General features: G+C 76.4%; 19 protein-coding genes. 8 read left to right on the forward strand and 11 right to left on the reverse strand.

What is annotated here, in order from left to right:
* Positions 1 to 116: 116 nt before the first annotated feature.
* The 5 genes from egtD to ACIA8Q_RS04295 form a co-directional block, all read right to left on the reverse strand.
* Positions 117 to 1,088, reverse strand: a complete 972-nt coding sequence (egtD, locus tag ACIA8Q_RS04275; protein WP_360220713.1) for an L-histidine N(alpha)-methyltransferase — start codon at positions 1,086 to 1,088, stop codon at positions 117 to 119.
* Between the two features lie 44 nt (positions 1,089 to 1,132).
* On the reverse strand, positions 1,133 to 1,882 hold the full coding sequence (egtC, locus tag ACIA8Q_RS04280; protein ID WP_360220710.1) for an ergothioneine biosynthesis protein EgtC: 750 nt from the start codon (positions 1,880 to 1,882) through the stop codon (positions 1,133 to 1,135).
* A complete protein-coding gene (gene egtB / locus ACIA8Q_RS04285; protein WP_360220707.1) occupies positions 1,882 to 3,234 on the reverse strand; it encodes an ergothioneine biosynthesis protein EgtB in 1,353 nt (450 codons plus the stop codon). The genes egtC and egtB overlap by 1 nt, the downstream gene beginning before the upstream one ends.
* Entirely contained in the window at positions 3,231 to 4,583 is a 1,353-nt protein-coding gene (gene egtA, locus ACIA8Q_RS04290; RefSeq protein ID WP_396316729.1) for an ergothioneine biosynthesis glutamate--cysteine ligase EgtA, read from the reverse strand. Before egtA ends, egtB begins: the two co-directional genes overlap by 4 nt.
* A 267-nt stretch (positions 4,584 to 4,850) precedes the next feature.
* Positions 4,851 to 5,999: an aminotransferase class I/II-fold pyridoxal phosphate-dependent enzyme gene (locus ACIA8Q_RS04295; RefSeq protein ID WP_396316730.1), complete on the reverse strand. Its 1,149-nt coding sequence runs from the start codon at positions 5,997 to 5,999 to the stop codon at positions 4,851 to 4,853.
* A gap of 231 nt (positions 6,000 to 6,230) precedes the next feature.
* On the opposite strand from ACIA8Q_RS04295, the gene ACIA8Q_RS04300 reads away from it, so the two are divergent.
* Positions 6,231 to 6,824, forward strand: a complete 594-nt coding sequence (locus tag ACIA8Q_RS04300; protein ID WP_360220698.1) for an antibiotic biosynthesis monooxygenase — start codon at positions 6,231 to 6,233, stop codon at positions 6,822 to 6,824.
* A gap of 107 nt (positions 6,825 to 6,931) precedes the next feature.
* Here the strand turns inward: ACIA8Q_RS04300 and ACIA8Q_RS04305 are convergent, their stop codons facing one another.
* Both ACIA8Q_RS04305 and ACIA8Q_RS04310 read right to left on the reverse strand, forming a co-directional pair.
* Positions 6,932 to 7,411, reverse strand: coding sequence for an SRPBCC family protein (locus ACIA8Q_RS04305; RefSeq protein ID WP_360220695.1), 480 nt, complete (start codon positions 7,409 to 7,411; stop codon positions 6,932 to 6,934).
* Between the two features lie 26 nt (positions 7,412 to 7,437).
* Positions 7,438 to 9,282: a glycoside hydrolase family 15 protein gene (locus tag ACIA8Q_RS04310; protein WP_387897300.1), complete on the reverse strand. Its 1,845-nt coding sequence runs from the start codon at positions 9,280 to 9,282 to the stop codon at positions 7,438 to 7,440.
* A 201-nt stretch (positions 9,283 to 9,483) separates the two neighbouring features.
* Between ACIA8Q_RS04310 and ACIA8Q_RS04315 the strand changes: the two genes are divergently transcribed.
* The 7 genes from ACIA8Q_RS04315 (at position 9,484) to ACIA8Q_RS04345 (ending at position 17,784) form a co-directional block, all read left to right on the forward strand.
* Positions 9,484 to 10,290, forward strand: coding sequence for an SAM-dependent methyltransferase (locus ACIA8Q_RS04315; protein ID WP_360220689.1), 807 nt, complete (start codon positions 9,484 to 9,486; stop codon positions 10,288 to 10,290).
* 220 nt (positions 10,291 to 10,510) lie between these two features.
* Positions 10,511 to 12,655, forward strand: a complete 2,145-nt coding sequence (locus ACIA8Q_RS04320) for an EAL domain-containing protein (RefSeq protein ID WP_360220686.1) — start codon at positions 10,511 to 10,513, stop codon at positions 12,653 to 12,655.
* Between the two features lie 461 nt (positions 12,656 to 13,116).
* The gene (locus ACIA8Q_RS04325; protein ID WP_360220683.1) at positions 13,117 to 14,214 is read left to right on the forward strand and encodes a glycosyltransferase; all 1,098 of its coding nucleotides are present in this window, start codon (positions 13,117 to 13,119) and stop codon (positions 14,212 to 14,214) included.
* Positions 14,214 to 15,530 carry a glycosyltransferase gene (locus tag ACIA8Q_RS04330; RefSeq protein ID WP_387897304.1) on the forward strand — a complete coding sequence of 439 codons (1,317 nt, stop codon included), beginning with the start codon at positions 14,214 to 14,216 and terminating at the stop codon, positions 15,528 to 15,530. The genes ACIA8Q_RS04325 and ACIA8Q_RS04330 overlap by 1 nt, the downstream gene beginning before the upstream one ends.
* A gap of 6 nt (positions 15,531 to 15,536) precedes the next feature.
* Complete coding sequence (locus ACIA8Q_RS04335; RefSeq protein ID WP_396316731.1) at positions 15,537 to 16,001, forward strand: hypothetical protein; 465 nt, start codon at positions 15,537 to 15,539, stop codon at positions 15,999 to 16,001.
* Positions 15,998 to 16,975: a glycosyltransferase family 2 protein gene (locus tag ACIA8Q_RS04340; RefSeq protein WP_387897307.1), complete on the forward strand. Its 978-nt coding sequence runs from the start codon at positions 15,998 to 16,000 to the stop codon at positions 16,973 to 16,975. The genes ACIA8Q_RS04335 and ACIA8Q_RS04340 overlap by 4 nt, the downstream gene beginning before the upstream one ends.
* On the forward strand, positions 16,972 to 17,784 hold the full coding sequence (locus ACIA8Q_RS04345) for a polysaccharide deacetylase family protein (protein ID WP_396316732.1): 813 nt from the start codon (positions 16,972 to 16,974) through the stop codon (positions 17,782 to 17,784). The genes ACIA8Q_RS04340 and ACIA8Q_RS04345 overlap by 4 nt, the downstream gene beginning before the upstream one ends.
* Before the next feature lie 33 nt (positions 17,785 to 17,817).
* On the opposite strand, the gene ACIA8Q_RS04350 is transcribed toward ACIA8Q_RS04345, so the two are convergent.
* From ACIA8Q_RS04350 to ACIA8Q_RS04365, 4 genes are read right to left on the reverse strand one after another with little or no spacing between them, the layout of a single operon-like run.
* On the reverse strand, positions 17,818 to 19,233 hold the full coding sequence (locus tag ACIA8Q_RS04350) for a family 16 glycosylhydrolase (RefSeq protein ID WP_396316733.1): 1,416 nt from the start codon (positions 19,231 to 19,233) through the stop codon (positions 17,818 to 17,820).
* Positions 19,230 to 21,197 (reverse strand): glycosyltransferase, encoded by a 1,968-nt coding sequence (locus ACIA8Q_RS04355; RefSeq protein ID WP_360220665.1) that lies wholly within the window; start codon positions 21,195 to 21,197, stop codon positions 19,230 to 19,232. Before ACIA8Q_RS04355 ends, ACIA8Q_RS04350 begins: the two co-directional genes overlap by 4 nt.
* Positions 21,176 to 22,405: an aminoglycoside phosphotransferase family protein gene (locus ACIA8Q_RS04360; RefSeq protein ID WP_360220662.1), complete on the reverse strand. Its 1,230-nt coding sequence runs from the start codon at positions 22,403 to 22,405 to the stop codon at positions 21,176 to 21,178. The genes ACIA8Q_RS04355 and ACIA8Q_RS04360 overlap by 22 nt, the downstream gene beginning before the upstream one ends.
* Positions 22,402 to 25,515 (reverse strand): HAD family hydrolase, encoded by a 3,114-nt coding sequence (locus ACIA8Q_RS04365; protein ID WP_396316734.1) that lies wholly within the window; start codon positions 25,513 to 25,515, stop codon positions 22,402 to 22,404. Before ACIA8Q_RS04365 ends, ACIA8Q_RS04360 begins: the two co-directional genes overlap by 4 nt.
* Positions 25,516 to 25,604: the final 89 nt, after the last annotated feature.

The following is a 25,604-nucleotide window of genomic DNA, read 5'->3' on the forward strand; positions in this document are numbered from 1 at the left end:
CGTTTAAGTCTTGTACACCGGGGCCCGATTGGCCGGTTTCGAGAATTCGTAAGGTGAACAACCAAATTGAGGTGTCCACCGGCCGGCCGGGCCGCCCCCGGATGCCGCCGCCGGCGTCACTGCGGCGCGGCCAGCGACAACCCGAACCGGCCCTCCTCGTCCGTCCACCAGTGGCTCAGCCGCAGCCCGGCCGCCGCCAGCTCGTCGGCCACCCTCTCGCGGCGGAACTTGGCCGAGACCTCGGTGCGCAGCTCCTCGCCCCGGTCGAAGTGCACCGGGAGGTCCAGCGCCGGGATCTTCACGGTCTGCGAGCGCAGCGAGCGCAGCCGCATCTCGATCCACTCCTGCTCCGGGTCCCACCGGGCGACGTGGGCGAAGGCGGACGGGTCGAAGTCGGCGCCGAGCTCGCGGTTGAGCACGTTGAGCACGTTGAGGTTGAACTCGGCGGTCACCCCGGCCGAGTCGTCGTAGGCGGAGACCAGTACGGCGGGGTCCTTGACCAGGTCGGTGCCCAGCAGCAGGAAGTCGCCCGGGTCGAGGGCGGCGCGCAGGCCGCGGAGGAAGGCGGCCCGCTCCGGGGGCAGCAGGTTGCCGAGGGTGCCGCCGAGGAAGGCGACCAGCCGGGGGCCGCCCTCCGGGGGCAGGCCGAGCCGGGCGGTGAAGTCGGCCAGCACGCCGTGCACGGCGAGCCCCGGGTACTCCGCGGCGAGCGCGGTGCCGGCCCCGGTCAGCGCGCTCTCGCTGACGTCGACCGGGACGTAGGCCTCCAGGCTGCCGAGGGTGCGCAGCGCGTCCAGCAGCAGCCGGGTCTTCTCGGAGGAGCCTGAGCCGAGCTCCACCAGGGTGTGCGCCCGGGTGGCGGCGGCGATCTCGCCGGCCCGGGCGGTCAGGATGGCCCGCTCGGCGCGGGTCGGGTAGTACTCCGGCAGCCGGGTGATCTCCTCGAACAGCTCGCTGCCCCGCGCGTCGTAGAACCACTTCGGCGGCAGCCACTTCGGTTCGGAGGTCAGACCGTGCTGCACGTCGTGGCGCAACGCGGTGCTGAAGTGGTCCGCGGGCAGCAGCCGGGTGAGATCAAAAGTGTCCATGACAGGGTGATCCTCTGTTCAGAAGATGAAGGGGGTGTGGGGGATCAGCGGCGGCGGGGGAGCGGGTGCACGGTGACGTCGCGTCCGTCCGCGAGGAGCAGCGAGCCGTCCGGGACGGCCGTCCAGTCCGGGTCGTCGTCGTAGGGCTCGGAGGCCACCACGGTGCCGAGCCCGGGCAGGGTGCGGTGGTGCAGGGTGTCGCCCCAGGTGGTCGCGGCGACGACCCGCCCGTCGGTCAGCAGCAGGTTGAGCCGGCCGGTGGTGTGCGCGGTGACGTCCGCGACGGTGTCCGCCAGCGCCTCGCCGAGACCGGACCCCGCCCGCAGCCGGTGCAGGACCAGGGCCCACAGCAGCGCCGAGTCCGAACGCGCCTCCAGCTCCAGCAGCTCGGCGGGCGGGAGCAGGGCGGCCAGCGCGTCGAGCTTGCCCGGCCAGCCCGCCACCGCGCCGTTGTGGCTGAACAGCCAGCGCTCGGCGGCGAACGGCGCGGCCGCGCTCTCGCCCGCCGCGCAGCCCTCGGTCGCCGAGCGGACCGCCGCCAGCAGGGCCCGGGTGCGGATCACCCGGGCCAGGTCGGCGAAGGCGGAGTCCGCCCAGATCGGCCCGGCCCGGCGGTAGCGTGCGGGCACCTCGTCACCGTCCGCGTACCAGCCGAGGCCGAAGCCGTCGACGTTGACCGTGCCGTGCTGCTGGGTGCGCGGCGCCCAGGACTGCCGGTGCAGCCCGTGCGGCGGGTGCACCAGCAGCTCCCGCGGCGCCACCGGCTCGCCCAGGTAGGCGATGTGGCGGCACATCAGGCCGACTCCAGGTCGCGGGCGGTGCGGAACCCGGCGAAGATCTGCCGGCGGACGGGGTAGTCCCAGTTCCGGAAGGTGCCCCGGCAGGCGACCGGCGCGACCGCGAAGCAGCCGCCGCGCAGCACCTTGTACTCCGGGCCGAAGAAGACCTCCGAGTACTCCGCGTACGGCCAGGCCCGGAACCCCGGGTAGGGGCGGAAGTCGCTGGCCGTCCACTCCCACACGTCGCCGATCAACTGCCGTGCGCCGTACGGGGACTCGCCCGCCGGGTAAGCGCCCGCCGGGGCCGGGCGCAGATGCCGCTGGCCGAGGTTGGCGTGCTCCGGGCCGGGCGCTCCGTCACCCCACGGGTAGCGGCGGGAGCGACCGCCGACCGGGTCGTGCCGGGCGGCCTTCTCCCACTCCGCCTCGGTCGGCAGCCGCCGCCCGGCCCACCGGGCGTACGCGTCCGCCTCGTACCAGCTGACGTGCAGCACCGGCTCGTCCGCGGGGACCGGCTCCACCGTACCGAAGCGGCGGCGCAGCCACTGGCCGTCCTCGAACCGCCAGAACAGCGGGGCGCTCAGGTCGGCGCGCCGGCGGTGCTCCCAGCCCTCGGGGGTCCACCAGCGCGGCTCGTCGTAGCCGCCGTCCGCGATGAACCGCTGGTACGCGCCGTTGGTGACCGGCGTGGTGTCCAGCAGGAAGGCCGGCAGGTCGACCACGTGCGCCGGGCGCTCGTTGTCCAGCGCCCACGGCTCGGTGTCCGTGCCCATCGTGAACGGGCCCGCGGGGACCAGCACCTCGGCGGGCAGCGCGGCCGCGTCCGCCGGGGCGGGCGGCGGTGCGGGGGCGGCCAGCGCGGGCTCGCCCAGGCGCAGCTGATGGGTGATCAGCATCGTCTCGTCGTGCTGCTGCTCGTGCTGGGCGATCATCCCGAAGGCGAACCCGGCGTCCAGCAGCGGCGCGCCCTCCAGCGGACTGGCGGCCAGCAGGTCGAGCACCCGGCCGCGCACGTCGTGCGCGTACGCCCGCGCCTCGGCGGGCGGCAGCAGCGGCAGGCTCGGCCGCTCGGCCCGGGGGTGCTGGAAGGCGTCGTACAGCGGGTCGATCTCCGGGTGCATCGGGTCGCGGCCGCCGACGTTGCGCAGCAGCCAGAGCTCCTCCTGGTTGCCGATGTGCGCGAGGTCCCACACCAGCGGGGACATCAGCGGCGAGTGCTGGGCCGTGAGGTCGGCGTCCTCGACGCAGTCGGTCAGCGCGGCGGTCCGGGCCCGGGCGGCCAGCAGTTCGGCGGCGATCGCCTCGCGCAGCGCCTCGGTGCCCGCCACCGGGTCGGCGGGCGCGGCGGGGGGTCGGACGTCGGTCATGGTGCGGCCTCCTCCGGGAGGGTGCGTCGGGTGCCGGAGCGCAGGGCGTCCAGCTGGTCGTCGGCGGGGCAGCGGCCGCGCGCGGGGTAGCGCTCGGCGAACTCGGCGACGGCGGTGCGCAGCCGTCCGGCGTCGGGCAGCCGGCCCAGCGCGGCGTCGGCGGCGGCGAAGCAGGCCAGGGTGGCGCGGCGCAGCTCGGGGTCGGAGGTGGCCAGCGTGGCGGCCCGGCGCCAGGCGTCGCTGCGCGGCGGACGCGGACCGTCGGCGCGCTGCAGCGGCTCCAGGGCGGCCAGCGCGGCGTCCGCGGCCACCGGGTCGTCCAGCAGCGCGGTGACGAGGGCGGCGGGCACCACCCAGCCGTCGCCGGGCTGGGCGTCGATCATCCGCAGCTCCAGATGGCCGCGCGGGCGCACCGGCGGGAACAGGGTGGTGCGGTGGTAGTCCAAGTCGGCCAGCGTGGGCGGGCGTTCGCCGCCGCCGCGGACCCAGTCGCGGAAGGTCAGTCCGGGCGGGGCCGTCCAGGGCAGGCCCTCGGGCCGGCGCATGCACAGCACCTCGGCGTCGAGCACGTACTGCGCCCAGGCCTCGCCGGGGTCGCCGTGGTCGGGTTGCGGGGCGAGCGTGCGGCTCGGGTCCATCCGGGACCAGACGGTCTGCCGGGTCGACCGGTGGCCGGTCGGCTTCCCGTCCAGCAGCGGGGAGTTGGCGAAGGCGGCGACCAGCACCGGGCCCAGCCGGTGGGTCAGCAGCCAGCGGCGCCGCACCGCGTGCGGGCCGTCCGTGTCACCGGCGTCCACGCACACCTGCACCGACGCCGTGCCGGTCATCATGATCCGGCCCCAGGGCCCGGCCGAGTCGAAGAAGCGCTCCATCGCGAGGTAGCGGGGGTGGTCCAGCACCATCCGGCGCGGCCGGGCGAGGGGGTCCGTCCCGGTGCCGGTGAGGCGCAGGCCCTGCGCCGCGAAGGCGGCCCGCAGGGCGGTCATGTCGCGTCGGGTGTCCTCGACGCAGGCCACCAGGCCGGTGGCGGGCGGGGAGCTGAGCTCGACCTGCCCGCCGGGTTCGAGCGTCAGGCGCGAACCGGAGGGGAGCGAGGTGCCGTCGGGGCCGCCGAGCGGCATCGACGCCAGTGCGTCACGCAGGAGTTCCGGCCGTACGGGCCGGGTGGGACATCGGTCGTCGTGGACGAACCACTCGACCTCGACCCCGACCAGGCGGGGCGGCCCGATCTTGAAGCAGACGCCCGCCACGTGGCTTCGCGCCCCCGACTCGGTCAGCGGGGTCACCCCCGTCGGGGGCGGCTGCGGGCTCTGCCGCTCGGGCTGAGTGGAGTGGGATATCGGTATCACCGGACTCACCATCCTCGGGATCACGATTGCGGCCCGGTCTACCCTGCCCAGTCTGCTACGGAGCATGCGGGGACGCTCCGCAAATATCGGGTGAACGTTCGTTTCCGCAGGTCAGGGGTGTGGCGATCGGGTGAATCCGGGATTCCGGGCGGTTCGCGGCAGGCCCGCGGCAGGCCCGTGACGGGCTGCGCGCCGGGTTTCGCGCCGGGGTTCACGGCAGGTCCGCGACGGGTTTCGCGACGGATCCGAGCCGGGGCTCCCGGCCGCTCACAGGCGGTCCAGCCGCTCCAGCACCTCGTCCAGCACCGGCCCCGGCAACGCGTAGTTCAGCCGCAGCGAGCCCTGCCCGCCCGTGCCGAACTCGGCGCCGTCCGAGGCCTCCAGGCCGCAGCGCTCCAGCAGTGCCCGCCGGGCCCCCTCGGGCGGCAGGCCGAGGGCGGCGGCGTCCAGCCAGAGCAGGTAGGAGGCCTGCGGCGCCGACCGGACGGCCGGGCCGAGCCGCTCGGTCAGCCGGGCGCGGGCGGCCGCCAGGTGGGCGAGCAGCGCGTCCAGCCACGGGCCGCCCTCGCGCAGCGCCGCCTCCTGCACCGTCTGCTCCAGCAGACCGCCCTCCCAGAGCCCGAACCCGGCCAGGGTGTCGGTGAAGCGGGCGCGCAGTGCCGGGTCCGGGACGAGCGCGAAGGCGGACGGGATCCCGGAGCAGTTGAAGGTCTTGCCGACCGAGTTGAGCGAGACGACGTGCCGCCGGTCCCAGGGGTGGGCGGTGGTGACGGCCACCGGGTGGTGCCGGCCCGGATGGGTGAGGTCGCCGTGCACCTCGTCCGAGACCAGCAGGGCCCCGCACCGCGCCGCCCAGGCGGCCAGGCCGCGCACCGCGGCGCCCGGCCACACCCGGGCGGACGGATTGTGCGGGTTGCTCAGCAGCAGGGCCGAGGCGGGGCGCGGGAGCTGGCCGGCCTCAGGCAACCGGTAGCCGTCGCCGGTGACGGTCAGGGCGAGCTCCCGGTACGCCACCCCGGCGGCCCGGCAGATCTGCGCGAAACCGCCCCACTCCGGCGTCGGGAACAGCACCGGCGCCTGTGGCCGGACGGTCTCCAGCAGCAGGCGCAGCGCGGTGCGCGGGCCGCAGGGCAGCAGCAGGACCCAGTCCGGATCCACCTCGACGTCGTGCCGCTCCCGGTACCAGCGGGCCACCAGGGCCCGACCGGCCGGGTCGCACACCGTGTACCCGTACGCCCGGTGAGCGGCCCGGCTCCGCAGGGCCGCGGCCACGGCCGGCGGGCCGGGCAGGTCCATGTCCGCCAGACCCATCGCGATCACCCCCGGTGCCCCGGCGCGGGCCCATTTGCTGCTGCCCGTCCCGGCCCGGTCGAAGGGGGCGTCGAAGCCGAAGTCCTCGGGCGGGGCGGTGCTCATGGCGGACCTCCGGTGGGGTGGGGCGCGGCCGGCGTCGGGGCCGGACTCCTGGATTCTGTCGGGCCCGGCGGAGATCCGGGGCGATTCCCGCCCGGCGGCGGCGCCGCGTCCCACGGTTCGGGCGCGGCGGACGGCAACGGCGGGCCGCCCGTAGGCTGCCCGGCGGCTCGCGAGCGGGGGAGCCGGACCGGCCCGCGCACGGCGGAGCCGCACGGGGAGAAGGGTGCAGGCATGGCGACGACGGCACGGGGGACGGCCATCGGGCAGGCCGAGGAGCACGACGAGGTGACGCTGTTCGTGGCGCGCCGCGTGGAGCCGGGCTACGAGGAGACGTTCGAGGTCTGGGCGAAGAACATCCTCGCCGCCGCCTCCGCGCACGACGGCAACCTGGGGACGGGGCTGCTGCGCCCGGCCGGGTCGGACGAGCCCTGGCACCTGCTGCTGCACTTCCGGGACGCGGCGGCCTTCCGGTCCTGGCAGTCCTCCCCGGCCCGGGCGGCCTGCTTCGAGAAGGCGGACGGCCACCACCACGAGGTGCACCGGCACGAGATCCTCGGCATGGAGGGCTGGTTCGCCACCACCCCGGGTGCGGCGCAGCGCCGGCCGCCGGTCCGCTGGCGGATGGCGGTCGCCTCCACCGTCGCCATCGCCCCGCTGACGGTGGCCTCCGCGGTGTGGCTCGGCCCGCACCTTGCGGCGCTGCCGGTGGCCGTCCGGCCGCTGGTCACCGCACCGCTGATCAGCGGGCTGATGACGTACGCGGCGCTGCCGCTGGTGACGCGGCTGCTGCGGCGGTGGCTGTTCCCGCGGGGGGACGGCAGGTAGTGGCCGACGGCTGACGACCGATGGCGAACAGATGACGGCGAACAGATGACAGCCGACAGATAACAGATAACAGATGACAGATAACAGATTTCGAAATCTGTCAGCTGTCATCTGTTCGCTGTTCGCTGTTCGCCGTTCGCCCCGCCGGCCGCCAGGTACGCCGCCAGTCCGCGCCGGCCCCGGCGCATCATCACCGCGTGGTTGGCGCGGAAGAGCGGGTGCAGCGGGAGGGCGAGGCGGCGCAGCAGGGGCCGGCCGGGCCGGGCGTCCTCCTCGAAGAGCACCCGGGTGCCGTCGCCGACGCCGGTGACGGTGAACCGCGACCACCCGTCGAGGTCGCCCCGCATGGTGGCCTCCAGCACCCCGGCGGCCGGGTCCCGCCGCCGCGCCTCCAGGTGGATCACCAGCCGGTACGGCAGCAGCGCGCGCACCACGACCTCCCCGGACCGCTCGTCGACGGGCCGCACGTCGAGCACCTCCGGCCACCACCGAGGGTAGCTCCGCACGTCCTCCAGCGCCGCGTACACGGCCGGCGCCGGCGCCGCGAGCCGCCACACGCCGCGGAACCGGTAGTGGTTGGGGTCCACGCGCAAACCTTAGCGGTGCCCCGCCGCTACCGTCCCCGGGTCGACTCGGCCAGGGTGAAGGCGGTGTTGACCAGGGCCACGTGACTGAACGCCTGTGGGGTGTTGCCGAGTTGGCGTCCGGCGTGCGGGTCCCACTGTTCGGCGAGCAGCCCCAGGTCGTTGGCGAGCGCGACCACCCGGGCGAACAGGGCGCGGGCCTCGTCGACCCGCCCGGTGGCGGCGAGCGCGTCGGCGAGCCAGAACGAGCAGGCCAGGAAGGCCCCTTCGCCGCCCGGCAGGCCGTCGCCGTGCGGCCCGGCCCGGTAGCGGAGCACGAGTCCGCCGTGGTCGAGTCCGTCCCGGACGGCGTCCACGGTGCGCACCACCCGGGGGTCGTCCGGGGGCAGGAAGCCGCTCTTCACCACGAACAGCGTGGCCGCGTCGAGGCCGCGCCCGCCGTAGTGCTGGACGAAGACGCCGCGGCGCCGGTCGTAGCCGTTGGCGCAGACGTCCGCGTGCACGGCGTCCCGCAGGGCCCGCCAGCGGTCGACCGGGGCGGGCAGCCCGGTGCTCTCGGCCAGCCGGACGGCACGGTCGGCGGCGACCCAGCTCATCACCTTGGAGTGCACGAAGTGCTGCCGCCCGCCGCGTACCTCCCACAGCCCCTCGTCCGGTTCGCGCCAGTGCTGTTCGAGGTGGTCCATCAGCGCGCGCAGCAGGGTCCAGACGTGCCGCTCCATCGGCAGTCCGGCCTCGACGGCGAGGTGCAGGGTGTCCACCACCTCGCCGTAGACGTCGAGTTGGAGCTGGTCGACGGCGGCGTTGCCGAACCGGACGGGACGCGAGCCCTCGTACCCGGGGAGCCAGTCGGCGGTGGTCTCGCCGAGCACCCGCTCCCCGGCGACCCCGTACACCGCCTGGAGGTCGCCGCGCCCGCCGGCGATGGCGCGCAGCAGCCAGCGGCGCCAGGCGGCGGCCTCCTCGCGGAAGCCGCCGCGCAGCAGGGCGGAGAGCGTCATGGAGGAGTCGCGCAGCCAGCAGAAGCGGTAGTCCCAGTTGCGGGCCCCGCCGATCCGCTCGGGCAGGGAGGCGGTGGGTGCGGCGACGATGCCGCCGGTGGGCGCGTAGGCGAGGGCCTTGAGGGTGATCAGCGAGCGCAGGACGGCGGCCCGCCACTCGCCGCGGTAGCGGCAGTCGGAGGCCCAGGTCTGCCACCGGGCGACGGTGGCGAGCAGGGCCTGTTCGGGGTCGGCGCGCGGGGTGGTGGTGAGGTGGGAGGGCTGCCAGGTGAGGACGAAGGGGACGCGCAGCCCGGCGGTCACGGTGAAGTCCGAGACGGTGACGCCGTCCAGGCCGTAGGTGTGGACCCCGGCGGGCACCCGTAACCAGGCCGAGTCGGGCCCGGCGACGGCGACCCGGTGGTGTCCGGTGCGGCGGACCCACGGGTCGATGCGGCCGTAGTTGAAGCGCAGCCGCAGCGTGCCGCGCATCGGGACGGTGCCCTCCAGGCCCTCGACGATCCGGATCAGCTGCGGGTCGCGGTGCCCGCCCGGGCCGGGGCGGCCGTCCTGCTCGCCGTGGTGCACCGGGCCGGGGCGTCCGCCGGGGCTGCGCTGCGGCATGAAGTCGATGATCCGGACCTTCCCGCCGGCGGTCTGCCATTCGCTCTCCAGGACGAGGCTGTCGCCCCGGTAGCGGCGGGCGTGGCACTCGGCGGCGCCCGCGGGGGCGATCCGCCAGGCGCCGTGGCGCTGGTCGCCGAGCAGTCCGGCGAAGCAGCTGGGGGAGTCGAACCTGGGCAGGCAGAGCCAGTCGACCGATCCGTCCCGGCCCACCAGGGCGGCGGTCTGCAAGTCACCGATGAGGGCGTAGTCCTCGATGCCTCCGGCCATCACGTCCATTCTGGGCCGGGAACCGGTGGTTCGGCAGGACGAGGGGCGAACAGGGTGCGAACGCCGCGTGCCGGGAAGGGGGCACTCCGCTTGCACCCGTTCGGGGTGCAGAGGAGGATCTTCTGTGCTTGTAGTCTCAGCTGTCACAGCAGTCGTCGTGAGGCGCTGCAGCCCCACAACCGGAGTGAAGGAGTCACAGGCATGCGGCGACCGAGCTGGGTACCGGAGGGCACGGACCTGGACAAACCGAACGCCGCGCGGGTCTACGACTACTACCTGGGGGGTTCGCACAACTTCGAGGTCGACCGCGAGATGGCCCGCCGGGCCATGGAGCTGTGGCCCGAACTGCCGCAGATCATGCGCTCCAACCGCGCCTTCCTGCGCCGCGCGGTCTCCTTCCTCGCCGAGCGCGGCGTGACCCGTTTCCTGGACATCGGCTCCGGCATCCCGACCTTCGGCGCGGTGCACGAGGTCGCCCGGGCGATCCGGCCCGGGGCGGAGGTCGTCTACGTGGACCGCGACCCGGTGGCCGTGGCGCACAGCCGCCTGCTGCTGGCGGACGACCCGGAGTGCTCCGTCGTCCAGGCCGACCTGCGCGACGTCGACGACCTGCTGGGCCGCCCCGAGGTGGCCGGACTGCTGTCGGCGGGCGAGCCGGTGGCCGTGCTGCTGGTGGCCGTCGCGCACTTCGTCACCGACGACGAGGACCCGTGGAAGCTGATCCGCACCATCCGCGACGTGCTGCCGTCCGGCAGCGCGCTGGTCCTCTCGCACGCCTCCCTGGAGGGGCGCCCGGACCAGGCGGAGGACCACCAGAAGCTGTACCGGATGACGCCGACCCCGCTGACCATGCGCACGCACGAGCAGATCACCGCGATGTTCGACGGCTTCGAGCTGGTCGAACCGGGCGTGGTCTACCTCCCGCAGTGGCGCCCGGACCAGCCGGAGGCGGTCGGCGAGCACCCCGAGCGGATGACCGGGGTGGCAGGCATGGGGTTCCGCCCTTGAGCGGACGGACCGGACGAGGAGCCGACGGTCGCGGAGCGGGCACAGCGGCCGCCGGTCGCACCGGTCCGCACGCGGCCCCGCCGGCCGCGGGCCCCGCGCGTCCCGCCCCGCCGGTCACCGCCGCACCCACCGCCGCTCCCGCCATCGCGCCCGCCATCGCGCCCGCCATCGCGCCCGTCATCGCTCCGGTACCCCCCGCCTCGCCCACCCGGGTGGACCGATGAGCGCCGCCCCGGTGTCCGACAGCGCCGAGCGCTTCCACGAGGCCTGGGCGCGGCTGCTCTCCGCCGACCACGGGATCGCCATCCACCCCGGGCTGCTCGGCCGGCTGGTGGCCCGGACGGCGGGGCTGCTGCACCGCGCCCAGCAGGAGGAGCCGTTCGAGCCCCGGCTGGCCGCGCAGGCCGGCGCGGAGCTGGTCGACGCGCACTTCACCGACCCGGTGCTGCTGGCCCGGGCGGTGGAGCTGCTGCAGGCGCAGCCGTCCGGGGACGAGCGCGGCCCGGCGCTGACCGGAGCCTTCGCGGCCGGCTGGGCCGCGGCCCTGCGCGAGCGCACGCTGCGTGAGCAGGAGGCGATCCGCACCGCCGCCGACGCGGCCCGCAAGGAGGCCGAGCGGGCGCTGCGCGCCTCCGAGGCGCGGTTCCGCGCGCTGTTCGAGAGCGCGGCGATCGGGATCGGCATCGGGGACACCGACGGCAACATCCTGGCCGTCAACAAGGCGCTGCAGGAGCTGTTCGGCGCGGGGCCGGAGGACATGACCGGCCGCCGGGTCGGCGACCTCGTGCACCCCGAGGACACCCCGGGCGTCTGGGAGGCGTACGAGGACCTGATCAGCGGCCGGCGGGAGTACTTCCAGATCGACAAGCCGTACTACCGCCAGGACGGCGAGGTGGTCTGGACGCACCTGACCGTCTCACTGATCCGGGACGACGACGGCGTCCCGCAGTACCAGGTGGCGATGCTGGAGGACATCACCGACCGCTACCGGCTGCAGGAGCGGCTGCGCCACCAGGCCACCCACGACCCGCTGACCGGCCTGCCCAACCGGGCGGCGTTCTTCGAGCGGCTGGAGAAGCTGTTCGAGGAGCCGGAGCCGGGCGCCAGGTTCGGCCTCTGCTACGTCGACCTGGACGGCTTCAAGGTGGTCAACGACAGCCTCGGCCACGACACCGGCGACCAGTTGCTGGCCGCGGTGGCCGCCCGGCTGAAGGCCGCGCTCACCCCGCTCGGCCACCTGGTGGCCCGGCTCGGCGGCGACGAGTTCGTGGTGCTGCTGGAGAACTGCCGGGGCGAGCAGGAGGCCGTCGCGGCCGCGAAGACGGTGCTCAAGGCGCTGGCCGGGCCGGTGCTGATCGGCGATCACAAGCTGGCGGTGGGCGCTAGCGTCGGCGTGCTGGAGCGGCGGGTCTCCACCACCACCCCGGGCGCCGCCGTCCGGGCCGCGGACCTGACGCTGTACCGGGCCAAGGAGGCCGGCCGCGGCCGCTGGACGCTGTTCGACCCCAAGGAGAACGCCCGCGCGGTCAGCCGCTACGCGGTGTCGGTGCGGATGCCGGCGGCGCTGGACCGCGGCGAGTTCTTCATCGACTACCAGCCGCTGTACGCGCTCGCGGACGGCCGGCTGGCCGCGGTGGAGGCGCTGGTGCGCTGGCGCCACCCGCAGCTGGGCGTGCTCGGCCCGGACGAGTTCGTGACCACCGCCGAGGAGACCGGGCTGATCATGCCGCTCGGCCGCTGGGTGCTGGAGCAGGCCTGTGGTCAGGCCGCGGACTGGATCAAGCGGTTCGGCGACGCCGCCCCGCAGCTGAACGTCAACCTGGCGGTCCGTCAGGCGCGCAGCGCGGCGCTGGTCACCGACCTCGCCCGGATCCTGGACGGCACCGGGCTGGACCCGGCCAGGCTGCAGCTGGAGATCACCGAGTCGACGGTCGTCGGGCCGGAGGACGAGGCGCTGCGCACCCTGCACGGGCTGGTCGACCTCGGCGTGTCGCTGGCCGTGGACGACTTCGGCACCGGGTGGTCCAACCTGGCGTACCTGCGGGACCTCCCGGTCTCCGGGCTGAAGATCGCCGGGTCCTTCGTGGGCGATCTGCACGATCCGGCGAAGGACGAGTCCACCGGGTGGCGGATCGTCAGCGGCCTGGTGTCGATGTCGCACGCGCTCGGACTGACCGTCACCGCCGAGGGCGTGGAGACCTTGAAGGACGCCGAGCGCCTGCGCACCATCGGCTGCGACTGGGCGCAGGGCTGGCACTTCGGACGGCCGGTGCGGCCGGGCGAGATCGCCCGCCGGATCGCGGAGGAGCCGCAGGGCCGCCCGGTGCAGGGCCGTCCGCTGCGCGGCCGTCCGGTGCAGGGCTGACGGGCGCGAGGCTGGCGGATGCGGGGCCGACGGGCGCCGGGCGGCCTGGTCGCGCCGCGTGACGGCGCAGGATCGGGTCCGGTGACTCGGTGTCACCACGGGTCATGGGAAGTTACGGTAAAAAGCGGACAAAGCCCCCTTGACGTGACTGTCCGTGCCGACGGACGATGAGGCCCTGGCACACTCCGCACCCGAAGGTGCGGTGGTTCATAGGCCAGTTCGTACGACCGGCGCCGCAGGCGCCGGGGAGGGCCCGGGCGGTGCGCACCCCCATCCGGCCGCCACGGAGCCCCTCCCTCGTTTCGGCAGCCCCGAGGCCTCCCCGAGGTCCTCGCTCCGGGCTTCCCCACCGGGCCCCGCCCGCGCGTATCCGTCCGCGCCCAAGGCCCGTTCGCCACCGTTAGGGGCCCGCGCCGTGCCCGGCGTCCGCCCGTCGCCTCCCTCCCGAGAGGCCGCCCCCGATGAGCACCACCCTGCCCTCCACCAACCACGCCTCCGTGGCCCAGGACCCCGCCGTGCCCGCCGTGGCACCGCCGTCCGCCGGGCCGCCGTCCGAGACCAGGCCGTCCGATAGCAGGACCTCCGAGACCAGGCCGTCCGAGACCAGCCCCTCCGAGAACAGCCCGTCCGAGAACGGACGGCACGAAGACCGGCGGTCCGAGACCAGGCGGTCCGAGGACCGGCCGTCCGAGCGGCCCTACCAACCGCCCGTCGACCGGCCCGTCAACGGCGAGGCCCACCCGCAGCGCCGGGCCACCGACCGCGCCACCGCGCACCACCCGATGCGCCGTGCCGACGACCCGCCCGCCACCGCCCGCTCCGCCCGCCCGGCCGCCCAGGCCCAGGTGGCCGCCCGGCACTCGGTGAGCCTGGTCGTCCCGGCCCACAACGAGGCCCGCAACATCGCCTGGGTCTTCGAGCAGATCCCGTCCTGCGTCGACGAGGTCATCCTGGTCGACGGAGCGTCCAGTGACGCCACCGTCCCGATGGCCCGGCACTGCCTGCCCACCGTCCGCAGCGTCCAGCAGAGCGGCCCCGGCAAGGGCAACGCCCTGCGCACCGGCTTCGCGGCCGCCACCGGCGAGTACGTCGTGATGATGGACGCCGACGGCTCCATGTGGCCCGGCGAGATCCCGCACTACCTGCACTTCCTGGACAACGGGTTCGACTTCGTCAAGGGCTCGCGCTGCATCGCCGGCGGCGGCTCGCTCGACCTCACCCGGATCCGCTCGCTCGGCAACCGGGCCCTGCTCGCCGTCGTCAACCGCCTCTACGACGCGAGCCTCACCGACCTGTGCTACGGCTACTGCGCCTTCCGCCGCTCCTTCCTGAGCGCCCTCGACCTCCGCTCCACCGGATTCGAGATCGAGGCCGAGATGATCGCGCACGCGCTTCGCTCTGGACTGCGGATCGCCGAGGTGCCGAGCCTGGAACTCCCCCGCCGCAGCGGTCGCTCCCACCTGCACGCCGTCTCCGACGGCCGCCGGGTGCTGAGGACCCTGATCGCCGAGCGTCCCGGCGCCCGGTCCCCGGCGGCCGCCTCCGTGGGGGAGCACTGATGAATGGCACCGACCGGCGCACCGCAGCAGCCTGCCCGCGCCCCGCCGCCCGTGACTCGCTCCACACCCCCGTCCGCGTCGTCGAGCTGGACCTGGACGAACCGAGCGGGCTGCGCTCGCCCGGCGGTCTCGGTGCCGTCGACCCGGCCGGACGCGTGTTGGCGTTGGTGCGGCTGCACGGACACCCGCTCGGCTTGGTCACGGCCACCGGAGCAGCCGGCGGGAGCGCCGAACTGCGCCGGGCGCTGGTCGACGCCGCCCACCGGGAACTGCGTGTTCCCGCACTGTCCACCGCGACACCCGCGGCGCGTCCCGGTCGGGTCGGCCGCGCCCGGGTGCCCGCGGGCCCGGTCACGGTCAGCGTGGTCGTCGCCACCCACAACCGGGCGGGCCTGCTGCGACCCTGCCTCGACTCCCTGCTGCGGAACGGCTATCCGCGCACCGAGGTCATCGTCGTGGACAACGCCCCCGCCGACGACGCCGCCGAACGGCTGATCCGGGACCGGTACCGGGGCCGGGTCCGCTACCTGCGCGAGCCGGTGGCGGGCCTGGCCCGGGCCCACAACGCCGGGCTCGCCGCCGCGACCGGGGAGATCACCGCCTTCACCGACGACGACACCCTCGCCGACCCGGACTGGATCGGCGCCCTCGCCCGGACCTTCGCCGAGGACGAGCGGATCGGCTGCGTCACCGGCCTGATCCTGCCCGCCGAACTCGACACCCCCGCCCAGGTCGCGCTGGAGAACCACGGCGGCTTCGCCAAGGGCTTCGCCGCCCGCACCTGGAGCCTCGCCGACCGCCTCGGCGACCCGCTCTTCCCCTTCGCCGCCGGCCGCTTCGGCTCCGGCGCCAACATGGCCTTCCGCACCGCCCCGCTGCGCGCCCTCGGCGGCTTCGACCCCGCCACCGGCACCGGCACCCCCGCCCGCGGCGGCGACGACCTGCTCGCCTTCTTCCGCATCCTGGTCGCCGGCCACGCCCTCGCCTACGCGCCCGACGCCATCATCTGGCACCGCCACCGGCGCACCATGGACGCCCTGCCCGCCCAGGCCTTCGGCTACGGCGCAGGCTTCGGCGCCTACCTCGCCGCCGCGCTGCACCACGAACCCGCCATGCTGCCCGCCCTGTTGCGCCGCCTCCCCGGCGGCCTCCGTTACGCGGCCCGCCGCGCACGCACCCGGCCGGACCCGGGCGCGGCGGGCCGCCGCCCCAGCTGGCACCTCGCCCGGCTGGAGCTGCAGGGCATGCTGTACGGACCGCTCGGGTACGTGCGCAGCGTCCACCGGGACCGGGCCACCGCCCGGGCGACGGGGTGACGGGCCGTGTTCGCGCGGACCGCGGCCGCCGCCGCCCCCGCCCGGGGGCGCGGGACCTGCTCCTGCCCGCTGCCGCTGCCCTGCGAGTGCTCGTACCCCGCCCTGTTGCGGGCCCGGCTGCGGGCCGCCGTGGTGGCCGGTGGACGGCTGCTGCGCAACGGGCGCGTGCCGGCCGCCCCCGGCCGCACCGCCCCCGGTCGCACCGTCGGTCGCCGCTCCGCCCCCGGCCGCACCGTCGCCGGCCGCACCGCCCCCGGTCGCACCGTCGGTCGCGGCTCCGCCCTCGGCCTCACCGTCGCCGGCCTCACCGTCGCCGGTCTGACCGCCGCCGGCCTGACCGCCTGGCTGCTGTCGGCGATCGGCCTCGCCGGCGCCGCCCTCGCCTGGGCGACCGCCGCCACCGCCCTCGCCGTGCCACTGCTGTGCACCCTGCCGCGGTGGCTCCCGACACACGAACGGAGACGGCCGTGAACCCCCCGGGCCTGTCCGTCATCGTCTGCGCCTACACCCTCGACCGCTGGGACGACCTGCGCGCCGCGATCGGCTCGCTGCACGGCCAGCACCGGCCGCCCGACGAGGTCCTGCTGGTCGTCGACCACTGCCCGGAGCTGGTGCGCCGGGCCGGGGCGGAGTTCCCCGGCGTCCTGGTGCTGCCCAACCACGAGCGGCAGGGCCTGTCCGGCGCCCGCAACTCCGGCGTGGCCGCCGCCTCCCAGGAGGTGGTCGCCTTCCTCGACGACGACGCCGCCGCGGAGCCCGGCTGGACCGGCCACCTCCTCGCCCCCTACCGGGACCCGCGGGTCCAGGGCGTCGGCGGCCTCGTCCTGCCGCGCTGGGACGGCGGGCGCCCGTCCTGGTTCCCCGCCGAGTTCGACTGGGTGGTCGGCTGCTCCTACCGCGGCCTGCCCACCCGCCGCAGCGCCGTGCGCAACTTCATCGGCGCCAACATGTCCTTCCGCCGCGCCGAGGTGCTCGCCGCCGGCGGCTTCCGCACCGACCTCGGCCGGGTCGGCACCCGCCCGCTCGGCTGCGAGGAGACCGAGCTGTGCCTGCGGCTGGCCGAACGCGACCCCCGGGGCCTGCTGCTCCACGAACCCGCCGCGGTGGTCCGCCACCACGTGCCGGCCGGCCGGTCCACCTGGGCCTACTTCCGCGCCCGCTGCTTCGCGGAGGGCCGCTCCAAGGCCGCCGTGGCCCGCAAGCGCGGCAGCCGCGCCGCCCTCGCGAGCGAGCGCCGCTACCTCACCGCGACCATCCCGGCCGCGCTCGCCCGCTCCCTGCGGGCCGCCGGCGCCGATCCGCGCCGGGCCGCCGCGCTGCTCGCCGGCGTGTCCGTCACCGTGCTCGGCTACGCCGCCGGCCGGATCGCCGCCGCCCTGCCCGGCCGCCCGGCAACCGCCCCGGACGCGCCGGTGCGCGCCGTCCCCGCGGAGCGCGCGTCATGACCGCCGTGCCCGTGCTGCTCTACCACTCGGTCTCCGACGACCCTCCCGGCTGGATCGCCCCGTACACCGTGTCGCCGCGGGTGTTCGCCCGGCAGCTCGACGCGCTGGTGGAGGGCGGGCGCCGGATCGTCCCGCTGCGCCGGCTGGTGTCGGCCCTGCGCGGCGGCCCCCCGCTGCCCGAGCACTGCGCGGTGCTCACCTTCGACGACGGGTTCGCCGACTTCTACTGGACGGTCGCCCCGATGCTCAGCGACCGGGACCTGCCGGCCACCCTGTTCGTCACCACCGGCGCCGTGCACATCCCCGGGCACGCGGGCGAGGGCACCCTGCTGCCGCCCGCCGAGATGCTCACCTGGCGCCAGGTCGCCACGCTGGACGCGCTCGGCGTCGAGATCGGCGGCCACACCCGCACCCACCCCCAGCTGGACACCGTGCGCGGCCGGCAGGCATGGGACGAGATCCGGGGCTGCAAGCACGAACTGGAGGACGCGGTGGGCCACCAGGCCGCCTCGTTCGCCTACCCGCACGGCTACTCGAGCGCCGCCGTCCGGCAGAAGGTCCAGGCGTCCGGCTGGACGTCGGCGTGCGCGGTCGGCAACGCGTTCAGCTCGGACGGGGACGAGCCGCTGCGGATCTCCCGGCTGATGCTCCGGGCGGACACCCCGGCGGCGGAGTTCCGGCGCTGGGTGCAGGGCGTCGGCGCCCCGGTGGCGCCGTACCCGGAGCGGATGCGGACCAAGGGCTGGCGGGCGTACCGCCGGGGCCGGGCGCTGCTCGGCCGCCCGGCGGGCGGGCCGCCCCGGGCCTGACGGGTGCGGCCTCCCGGGGCGGCCCCGGGGGGCTCAGTGCTGCCAGACCCGCACCCAGTCCACCGTCATCCGCGCCGAGGAGACGTTCTGCGGCGGCGAGCTCGGGTACCCGACGGCCAGGTTGAGCAGCAGCTCCATCGGCTCGTCCGGGATCTTCGACGGGTCGGTGACCCGGTAGCGCTGGACGCCGTCGACGTACCAGGTGAGCGAGTCGCTCTCCCAGTCGAGCGCGAACACGTGGTCGCCCGCGGGGAAGTCCTGCGGGCCCCAGCGCTGCCACTGGTCCTTGGGGTTGCCGTCCGGCCCGGTGAAGTGCACGGTCATCTGCACGTACTGGGTGGTGGAGATGAACTCGGCGACGTCGAGTTCGGGCGGGGTGGTGCGGGAGGCCGGCAGGAGCCAGAAGGCGGGGAACATGCCGGCCTCCGGGGGGATGCGCACCGCCGCGGCGAAGTAGCCGCGGGTGAAGGTGTGCCGCGGTTGCGCGTTCCAGGAGTCCCGGCCGGTCGAGACCATGCCCGAGGTCCACGGGTAGTCCTTGCCGTCGCTCCCGCGGGTGTCCGAGCGGTCGGCGCTCAGGGTCAGCCGGCCGTCGCCCACGCCGACCTGCTGCGGGAGGTACCACTGCAGCTCGTGGTTGCCGGCGTTGGTGCAGCCGTCCTGGTTCCAGTCGTAGCAGGTGGCCCACTTCGCGTGGTCGAGCGTCGTGCCGTCGAAGTCGTCCTGGAAGGCCAGGTGCCAGGCGCCGGGGGCCGCCGGGGCGGTCGGGCCGGCGGTGGGGCTGCTCGCCCCGGCGCCGCTCTGCGGGGTGGACACCGTCACCGTGGCGGCCGGGCCGCCCCCGGCGCACGCGGCGACCAGCAGCAGCGCCGCCGCGCCCGCGCCGGCCCCGCCGACGCGCTTGCGCCACCGCCATCGTCGGCGCCGCCTTCCGGCCGTGCGGTCGCCGTCCGTGCGGTCGCCGTCCGTGCCGCCGCCCTGGTCGTCCGGGTCGCCCTGGTCGCGTGCGCGTGTGCCGCGTCCGCCCCGGTCGGGGTCGCCCGGACCGCCGTCGCCGTCCGGGCCGTCCGGGGGAGGTCTGCGGCCGCGCGGGCGGCACTGCGGCAGCGCCAGCAGCGTGGTGGCGGCGGCCACCGCCCCCAGCGCCCAGCCGCTGATGAGCCCGCCGGCCAGGTAGAACCCCACGATGATCACCGTGTCGACGGCCAGGCTCAGCGCCACCGCCAGCACCCAGTACTCCAGCGGGTCCATCGGCGCACCGCGCGCGGCCAGCGCCGGCCGGGCCGACCGCACCGCGGCCAGGCCCGGGCACAGCAGCAGGAACGCGCCGGCCACGGCCACCCGGACGGGGTCGGCGTCGGCGAGCGCGTAGACGGCCAGGGCCGCCCACCCGGACAGCGCCAGGGCCCACCCGGCCCGGGCGGCGGTTGCGGACGAGGTGCCGTTCACGGCCCGCCTCCTGGCTGGGGGACGGCACCGCCCGGGAGCTGCGGGGCCGGCGACGGGCCCGCGGCCGGCTCCTGGCCGGGCAGCGGGTTGGGGACGAAGCGGTACACCACGGCGTCCTGGTTCTGGTACACCAGGTCGAACCCGGGGGTCCGGGACACCACCTCCGCGAGCCGGTCCTCCAGGTCCGCCGGGCAGATGCCGGTCAGCCGGCACTCGGCGGCCTGCGCCCGGCTGAGGACCAGGTACGCGGGCACACCGGGGTGGGTGAAGCCCACCGCGGCCTCCAACCCGCCCAGCGGGTCCTGGTTCAGCAGCTCCCGGGTCTGCGGGGTCGTCTCGGCCAGCCGCACCCCGGGGTGCTGGTCGTAGCCCTCGTAGATGCCCGGCACGCTGCCGGTCATCGACACCACCACCGAGTACGGTGGCGCGGCCTTGAGGAGCTGTTCGGTCGCGGCGACCTCGCGGTCGTCGTACCAGTTCATCCGCTCCTTGCTGTCGTAGCCGAAGAAGAGCCCGCCGAGCAGGGCCAGGAACAGGACCAGCGAGCAGGCCGCGCGCAGCCGGGGCCGCGGGGAGGGCCGCAGCACGAGCGCCGCCAGCATGAACGCGCAGGCGGGCAGCGCGAACAGGTAGGTGCGGAAGATCATCTCCCCGCCGTAGCTGTTCGCGGCAAGCAAGGGCACCGGGGCCAGCGCCAGGTAGGGCAGCGGGGTGCGCCGCAGCCACGGCCGGCGGACGAAGGCGATCACGGCCAGCAGGACGACCGTCGCGGACAGCCCGCGGTCGATCCAGTCGACCGTGACCTGCTGCGGCGCGGCGATCCCGAGGTTGGCCAGACCGGCGCTGATGTTGGAGTCCGGTGTGGTGAGCGCCTTGGTGAACTGGCCCAGGTTCGCGGACAGGTACGGGCGCGCCACGGTGGCGTCCCACACCACGGTCATCGCCACGGCGGCCGCCAGGGCGGGCAGCACCACCCGGCGGTTGCGGCGGGGGATCGCGAGCGCGGCGAGCGAGCTGATCAGCATCAGCGGGGTCAGCTGGTGCGAGCAGACGATCGCGGCCTCCAGCACCAGGACCATCAGGAACCGGATCGGCATCCACCCGTCGCCCGCGGCCGCGCCGGCCGGGCCGGCCGCAAGCCCCGTCGCCGGTGCCGGGGCGGCCGACCGGTGCGAGCCGCCCGGTGGCGCGGGGCCGGGCGCCCGGCCCGCCCGGTCCGTCCGGTCGGGCAACTGGCGGACCACCACGGCGATCACCGCGAGGAAGAGCACCAGGGCGAAGGCCTGGGGCGAGAAGTAGTCCTGCCCCACCCAGGAGCAGGAGTAGTAGACCCAGGCCGCGCCCCACACCAGCGTCCGGTCGGTGCTGATCGCCCGGTAGAGCAGCAGCAGCGGGGCGAGCAGCAGCGCGTTGAACAGCGGCGGGCCCCAACTCGCGTACCCGAGCGCCGAGTGCAGGCCGGTGAGCCGCAGCAGCAGCCCGTTCAGCACGAAGAAGCCCGGCCACTGGTTGTACGGGTCCAGCGTCCCGGCCTGCGGGACGGGGCCGCCGTGGCGCAGCATCGCGTCGATCACGGCGACGTGCTTCCACGCCCAGGAGTACCGCAGGTTGGCGTAGAGCAGCGTGGGCGTCGCGTGGACGACGGCGATCAGGGCCAGGACGTACCCGGCGAGCCACCACTGGCGGAGCCGGCGGTCGCGCAGCACGAGCAGGAAGCCCGCGGTCAGCAGGCCGGCCGCCGTCCAGTACAGGACCGGCAGCACCTGCAGCAGGCCGAGGTCGCCCATCCGCTCCAGGTGGACGTGGCGCAGCGAGAGCAGCCACAGCAGCAGCGAGACCGGCAGCAGCGCGCGGCCCGTCAGCGAGGGCAGCCGGCCGAACCGGCGGGGGCGGCGCTGCGTCGCCCCGGCGGCGGGCGGCCGCCCGGGCGCCGACACCGGCGTCACGGCCGGGTCGCCCGCCATGTGGCGGCCTCCTCCAGGAGCGGGGTCACGTTGCGCGAGACCCACCAGTGGCTGCGCGCGTAGCGGGGGGACTTGGTCACGTTCGAGACGACGTGCCACAGCCAGGTCAGCAGGGGCAGCACCGCGTCGTCCGGCGGTCCGGCCGGGCCGCTGCGGCGCAGGTCCACCAGGTCGTCGCGGGTGCCGTCGATCAGGGCGAGGTCCGGCCCGGGCAGTGCGCCGTGGCGCACCATCTCCCGGACGGCGCTGCCGAGCTGGCGGCCCTCCCGGCGGCAGGCCAGGGCTATCACGAAGGTGTAGGCGTCGATGGCGCAGGGGCCGTCCGGGCGGGCGCCGCCCCAGTCGAGGATCCCGGTGACCCGGCTGCCCCGGCCGTCGAACAGGACGTTGCCGGCGTGGAAGTCGCCGTGGGTCCAGGCGACGGTGGTCTCGGCGCCCGCGAGGCCGGCCCGCAGCCGGTGGCGCAGGGCCGCCAGCCCGGCGGCCCCCTTCCCGGTGCGGCACCAGGGGATGTCGGTGCCGAGCACGCCCAGCGGCTCGTCGACCCAGGCCACCAGCCGGCCGGTGGCGGTCTCGGTGCGCCCGGTGGCCCGGTGCAGCTCGGCCACGGCGGTGAGCGCGCGCTCGGCGACCCCGTCGTCCGCGCCGGGGGCGGCCAGCAGCTCGTCGGCGGTGGTCCCGGGCAGCCAGCTCTCGGTGATCAGCGGCAGCGGCCCGGTCAGCTCCTGGTGGACGGGCACGGGGACGAGGGCGCGCCAGCCGCCGAGCCGGGCGTCGGCGGCCAGGGTCTCCAGCACCCGCCACTCGTGGTCGAGGGAGGCCACCGCGTGGCCGGTGCGGGCGTGCTTGACCGCCAGCCGCTCCCGGCCGGGGGCGTCGAGGGAGAGCACCAGGACGTCGGCCAGCCCCGGGGGCCCGGGCCGCAGGGTGCAGGTGCCGTCCAGGCCCAGCCGGCGGGCGATCCTGCGGGACTTCCAGTGGTCGGTGACGCGGTAGACCAGCCGGGCCCGGCGCAGCGGCAGCAGCGCCCGGGGGGAGGACCGTAGCCGGGGGGCGTGCCCGCCCGCGCCCGGGTGCCCGGGCGGCAGTCGGCGGGCCCGGCGCAGCACCAGTTCCGCGGCGAGTGCGCACTGCGCGGCCAGCACGGACCGGGCCCGTGCCCGGTACGGCTGCGGGGCGCGGCGCAGGCGCTGGACCGCCGGGCTCATCCGGCCCGGCCCGGGCGGTTCGGCGCGGCCGGTGCGGCCGCGGCAGGGGGTGCGGTCCGGCCGGCCCGGGCGGGCGGCGCGGTGCGGGTGGTCCGGGGGGCCCCGGCGGCCCGGGGGGTCCGGGTGGCCGGCGTCGTGCGCGCGGCCGCCACGGCCAGCCGGGCCAGCCGCAGCGGCGCGCCGGAGCGGCCCGCCTCCGGCACGGCGAGCACCGCCAGCAGGGCGCGGGCGTCGGCGGGCGGGCGCGGAGCCCGGCACAGCGGGCAGCCGCCGGGCCGGTGCCCGATCAGCCGGCCCACCGCCTCGGCGAGGCCGGCCTGGTAGGCGCGCCGCGTCACCGGGACGCCGGCCGCCCGGACGGCCCGCTCCGCGTTCGCCGGGGCCGCGCCGTGCCCCGCCCAGCCCAGCAGCTCCACGTCGGCGACGCCGTCGCCGACCGCCAGCGCGGGCGGCCCGTCCGCCCCGAGCCGGGCCAGCAGGGCCCGCGCCCCGGGGGCCTTCCCACAGCCGCGCGGGACGAAGTCGGTCTGGGCCTGGCCGGGCACCGTCGTGAACAGCCGGCCGAACGGCTCCTCGGCGAGCAGGGCCGCGACGGCCTGCGGCTCCGGCGCGTGCCGCCGGCCGTCCCGGGGCGAGCGGACGGAGGCCCGGACGCACCAGCGGGAGAGCGGGTCGGCGGCGGCGGGCTGGTCCAGGGCGGCCAGCCGGGCGCGCAGCCCGCCGTCGCCGGCCCGGCGGCGCTCGTGGTCGAGCAGGACCTCGGTGCTGCCGGACACCGCGTCCACCAGGACCGCCCCGTACTCGGCCACCCCGCCGTCCAGCCGGTAGGCGGCGCAGCGGTCGGCGACTTCGGGGCCGGAGCGCCCGGTGGCGAGCACCGTGCGGTAGCCGTGCGCCCGCAGCGCGCGCAGCGCCAGCGCGCCGGCGGGGGAGGAGGCGGGGAAGCCGAGCACGTCGGACTCCAGCACCCCGTCCACGTCGAGGACGCAGCACGGCCCCCGCGGCTCGGTGTCCAGGTCCGCCAGGTAGACGGCGGAGAGGAAGCGCTGCACGGCGCGCGCCTGGGCCCGCCGGGCGTCGGCCCGGGTCCGTTCGGAGGGCGGCAGGCCGTCCTGCACGGCGGCGTGCCGGGCCTGGACCAGCCGCAGCAGGCACCAGCGGGCGTCCGACACGTCCTCGCCGGTGAGGCGGCGGTACTCGGCGAGCAGCTCGGCGTCGTCGTCCGCGGGGCGGTCGGGGGCCTGGTCCGCGGGGGTGTCCCTCGTGGCGTCCGCGTGGGTGTCCGGGGCGGCGTCCCGGGCGGGGCCCGGGGCCAGGGCGGGGTCCGTGGTGCCGGGCGCGGGGCGGTGCGCGGCGCCGGCGAGGTCGTAGACGGCGTCGTAGCTCGCCAGGTTGAGGTGGCCGAAGGCGCCGTCGGCGTAGGCGGTCTTGCGCCAGCCGCCGCCGCTCCCGTGCCCGCTGCTGCCACCTCCGCTGCCTGCGCCGTCCGCGCCGTCCGCCGTCCAGCGGTGGCGCGCGGTCAGGCCGTCGGTCACGCAGGGGCGGGCCGGGGTCAGCAGGGTGCGGGTCAGCCGGTCCAGCAGCAGCGGACGGAGCAGCGTGTGCAGCCGGCCGACCACCGGCGCCAGCTGGCGGGCGGAGGCCTCCCAGACCGGGTCGCGACCGGCCAGCAGCAGGCTCCGGTCGGCGGGTACGGCCAGCAGCCGCTGCCGGGCGGCGACGTAGCGGGCGACCTCGGCGGGCGGCACGCCGTGCCGGTCGGCCGGCCGGTGCTCCGGCCGGGGGCGGACCAGCACGCCGTCGGCGATCCCGAGCGGCTCCGGGACCAGTCCGGCGAGCGCACCGGCCACCGTCGCCGCGTACGACCCGAAGTAGCCGACCCCGGCCCACTCGGCGAGCAGCGGCAGGCTGCGCACACCGCCGTCCGGGTCGACCACGCGGGCCGAGCAGGGCACCGCCAGGTGCGCGTGGCGGGAGAGCGGCCCCGGGGCGTCGGCCGTCAGGTCCAGCAGGCGCCGGCCGGGCGGCAGCAGCCGGGCGACCGCCGCGGCCAGTGCGGTGGGCCCGAGCAGCGTCCGGACGTGCCAGTCGCGGCCCGGGAGGGTCACGCAGGGCAGGCCGCGCAGGGCGGGCGGCAGGGCGCCCGCGTCGTCGAAGGACGCCAGGACGGGGACGACCGAGTCCGGTGCGAAACCGCCGCGGACGGCCAGACCGGCGAGGCCCGCCAGGGAGCCGCCGGTCACCGGCGGGTCGTCGACCAGCAGCACCAGCCCCGACCTGCGGCGCAGCTCGCGCACCAGCGCCGCCCGGCCCGGCAGCAGGGCTGCGCCCGGACGGGTGGTGCCGACCACCACATCCCCGTGGCCGAGGCCGCGCAGCGCCGCCGCGAGCAGCGGAGCCAGGTGACTGCCGGAGGTGCGTACGCCCAGGACGAGCAGGGGGCGGTGACGGTCCGGGTGACGCGCGGTGACCAGCCGGGCCAGGGCGACGCAGTCCTGCGGGTGCTGGTCGAAGCTGCGGAAGCAGGCGGGCGGGCGCTGCACCGCCCCGGCGAGCAGCCGCCGGGCGCCGGGCAGCCGGCCCAACGCGGCCACCGCGGCGCGCAGTTCCGCCACCAGGCCGACGGCGTCCGGGCCGACGGCGTCCGGGCGGGTGGTGTCCGGGCCGGCGGTGTCCGGGCGGGTGGGGCCGGGGCCGGCGCCGTCCGGGCCCTCCCCGTGCGGCCGGCCGGTGGCCGCCCCGTCCTGGAGCGCCAGTTCGGCGAGCCGGTCGCGCAGCGTCGCGAACCGGCCGCACCAGGCGCGCAGTCCACGGGCGGGCGGTACGGCCAGCCAGAGCCCCGTGGCCCCGCGCAGTCCGGCCCGGGCCGCCCCGACCGCGCCCGGCCGGGCGCCCTTCGCCAGGTGGTCCAGCAGCCGGCGGGGCCGCCACGCGGTGCCCTCCAGCACGTCCTCGACCACCTGGACCACACCGGAGCTCAGCAGGAAGGCGTCGAGCCACTGCCCGTCGGCGGCGCATCCGAGGAGACGGCCGGTCAGCTCCGGCACCGTCAGGTGCAGGTCCACCGGTGCCGGTGCACCGTCGGCCGCCGCGGTCCGCACATCGTTCATTCGTGGACTCCCGTAAGCTCCCGAAAGCGGGGAAGCGCCCTCGGGACCGTGCAGGCGCTGTGCCTATCCACTCTAGGCACCAGGCGTCC

Source organism: Kitasatospora sp. NPDC051705, from assembly GCF_044453265.1.
Lineage (GTDB): Bacteria > Actinomycetota > Actinomycetes > Streptomycetales > Streptomycetaceae > Kitasatospora.

Excerpts from the sequence above, each read along its gene's own strand:
- ACIA8Q_RS04310 (WP_387897300.1), bottom strand. The coding sequence starts at position 9,282 with ATGGCCGGAGGCATCGAGGACTACGCCCTCATCGGTGACTTGCAGACC.
- ACIA8Q_RS04300 (WP_360220698.1), top strand. The coding sequence starts at position 6,231 with ATGGCGACGACGGCACGGGGGACGGCCATCGGGCAGGCCGAGGAGCAC.
- egtC (WP_360220710.1), bottom strand. The coding sequence starts at position 1,882 with ATGTGCCGCCACATCGCCTACCTGGGCGAGCCGGTGGCGCCGCGGGAG.
- ACIA8Q_RS04365 (WP_396316734.1), bottom strand. The coding sequence starts at position 25,515 with ATGAACGATGTGCGGACCGCGGCGGCCGACGGTGCACCGGCACCGGTG.
- ACIA8Q_RS04345 (WP_396316732.1), top strand. The coding sequence starts at position 16,972 with ATGACCGCCGTGCCCGTGCTGCTCTACCACTCGGTCTCCGACGACCCT.
- egtD (WP_360220713.1), bottom strand. The coding sequence starts at position 1,088 with ATGGACACTTTTGATCTCACCCGGCTGCTGCCCGCGGACCACTTCAGC.
- ACIA8Q_RS04360 (WP_360220662.1), bottom strand. The coding sequence starts at position 22,405 with ATGAGCCCGGCGGTCCAGCGCCTGCGCCGCGCCCCGCAGCCGTACCGG.
- ACIA8Q_RS04320 (WP_360220686.1), top strand. The coding sequence starts at position 10,511 with ATGAGCGCCGCCCCGGTGTCCGACAGCGCCGAGCGCTTCCACGAGGCC.
- egtB (WP_360220707.1), bottom strand. The coding sequence starts at position 3,234 with ATGACCGACGTCCGACCCCCCGCCGCGCCCGCCGACCCGGTGGCGGGC.
- ACIA8Q_RS04295 (WP_396316730.1), bottom strand. The coding sequence starts at position 5,999 with ATGAGCACCGCCCCGCCCGAGGACTTCGGCTTCGACGCCCCCTTCGAC.
- ACIA8Q_RS04315 (WP_360220689.1), top strand. The coding sequence starts at position 9,484 with ATGCGGCGACCGAGCTGGGTACCGGAGGGCACGGACCTGGACAAACCG.
- ACIA8Q_RS04325 (WP_360220683.1), top strand. The coding sequence starts at position 13,117 with ATGAGCACCACCCTGCCCTCCACCAACCACGCCTCCGTGGCCCAGGAC.
- ACIA8Q_RS04330 (WP_387897304.1), top strand. The coding sequence starts at position 14,214 with ATGAATGGCACCGACCGGCGCACCGCAGCAGCCTGCCCGCGCCCCGCC.
- ACIA8Q_RS04355 (WP_360220665.1), bottom strand. The coding sequence starts at position 21,197 with ATGGCGGGCGACCCGGCCGTGACGCCGGTGTCGGCGCCCGGGCGGCCG.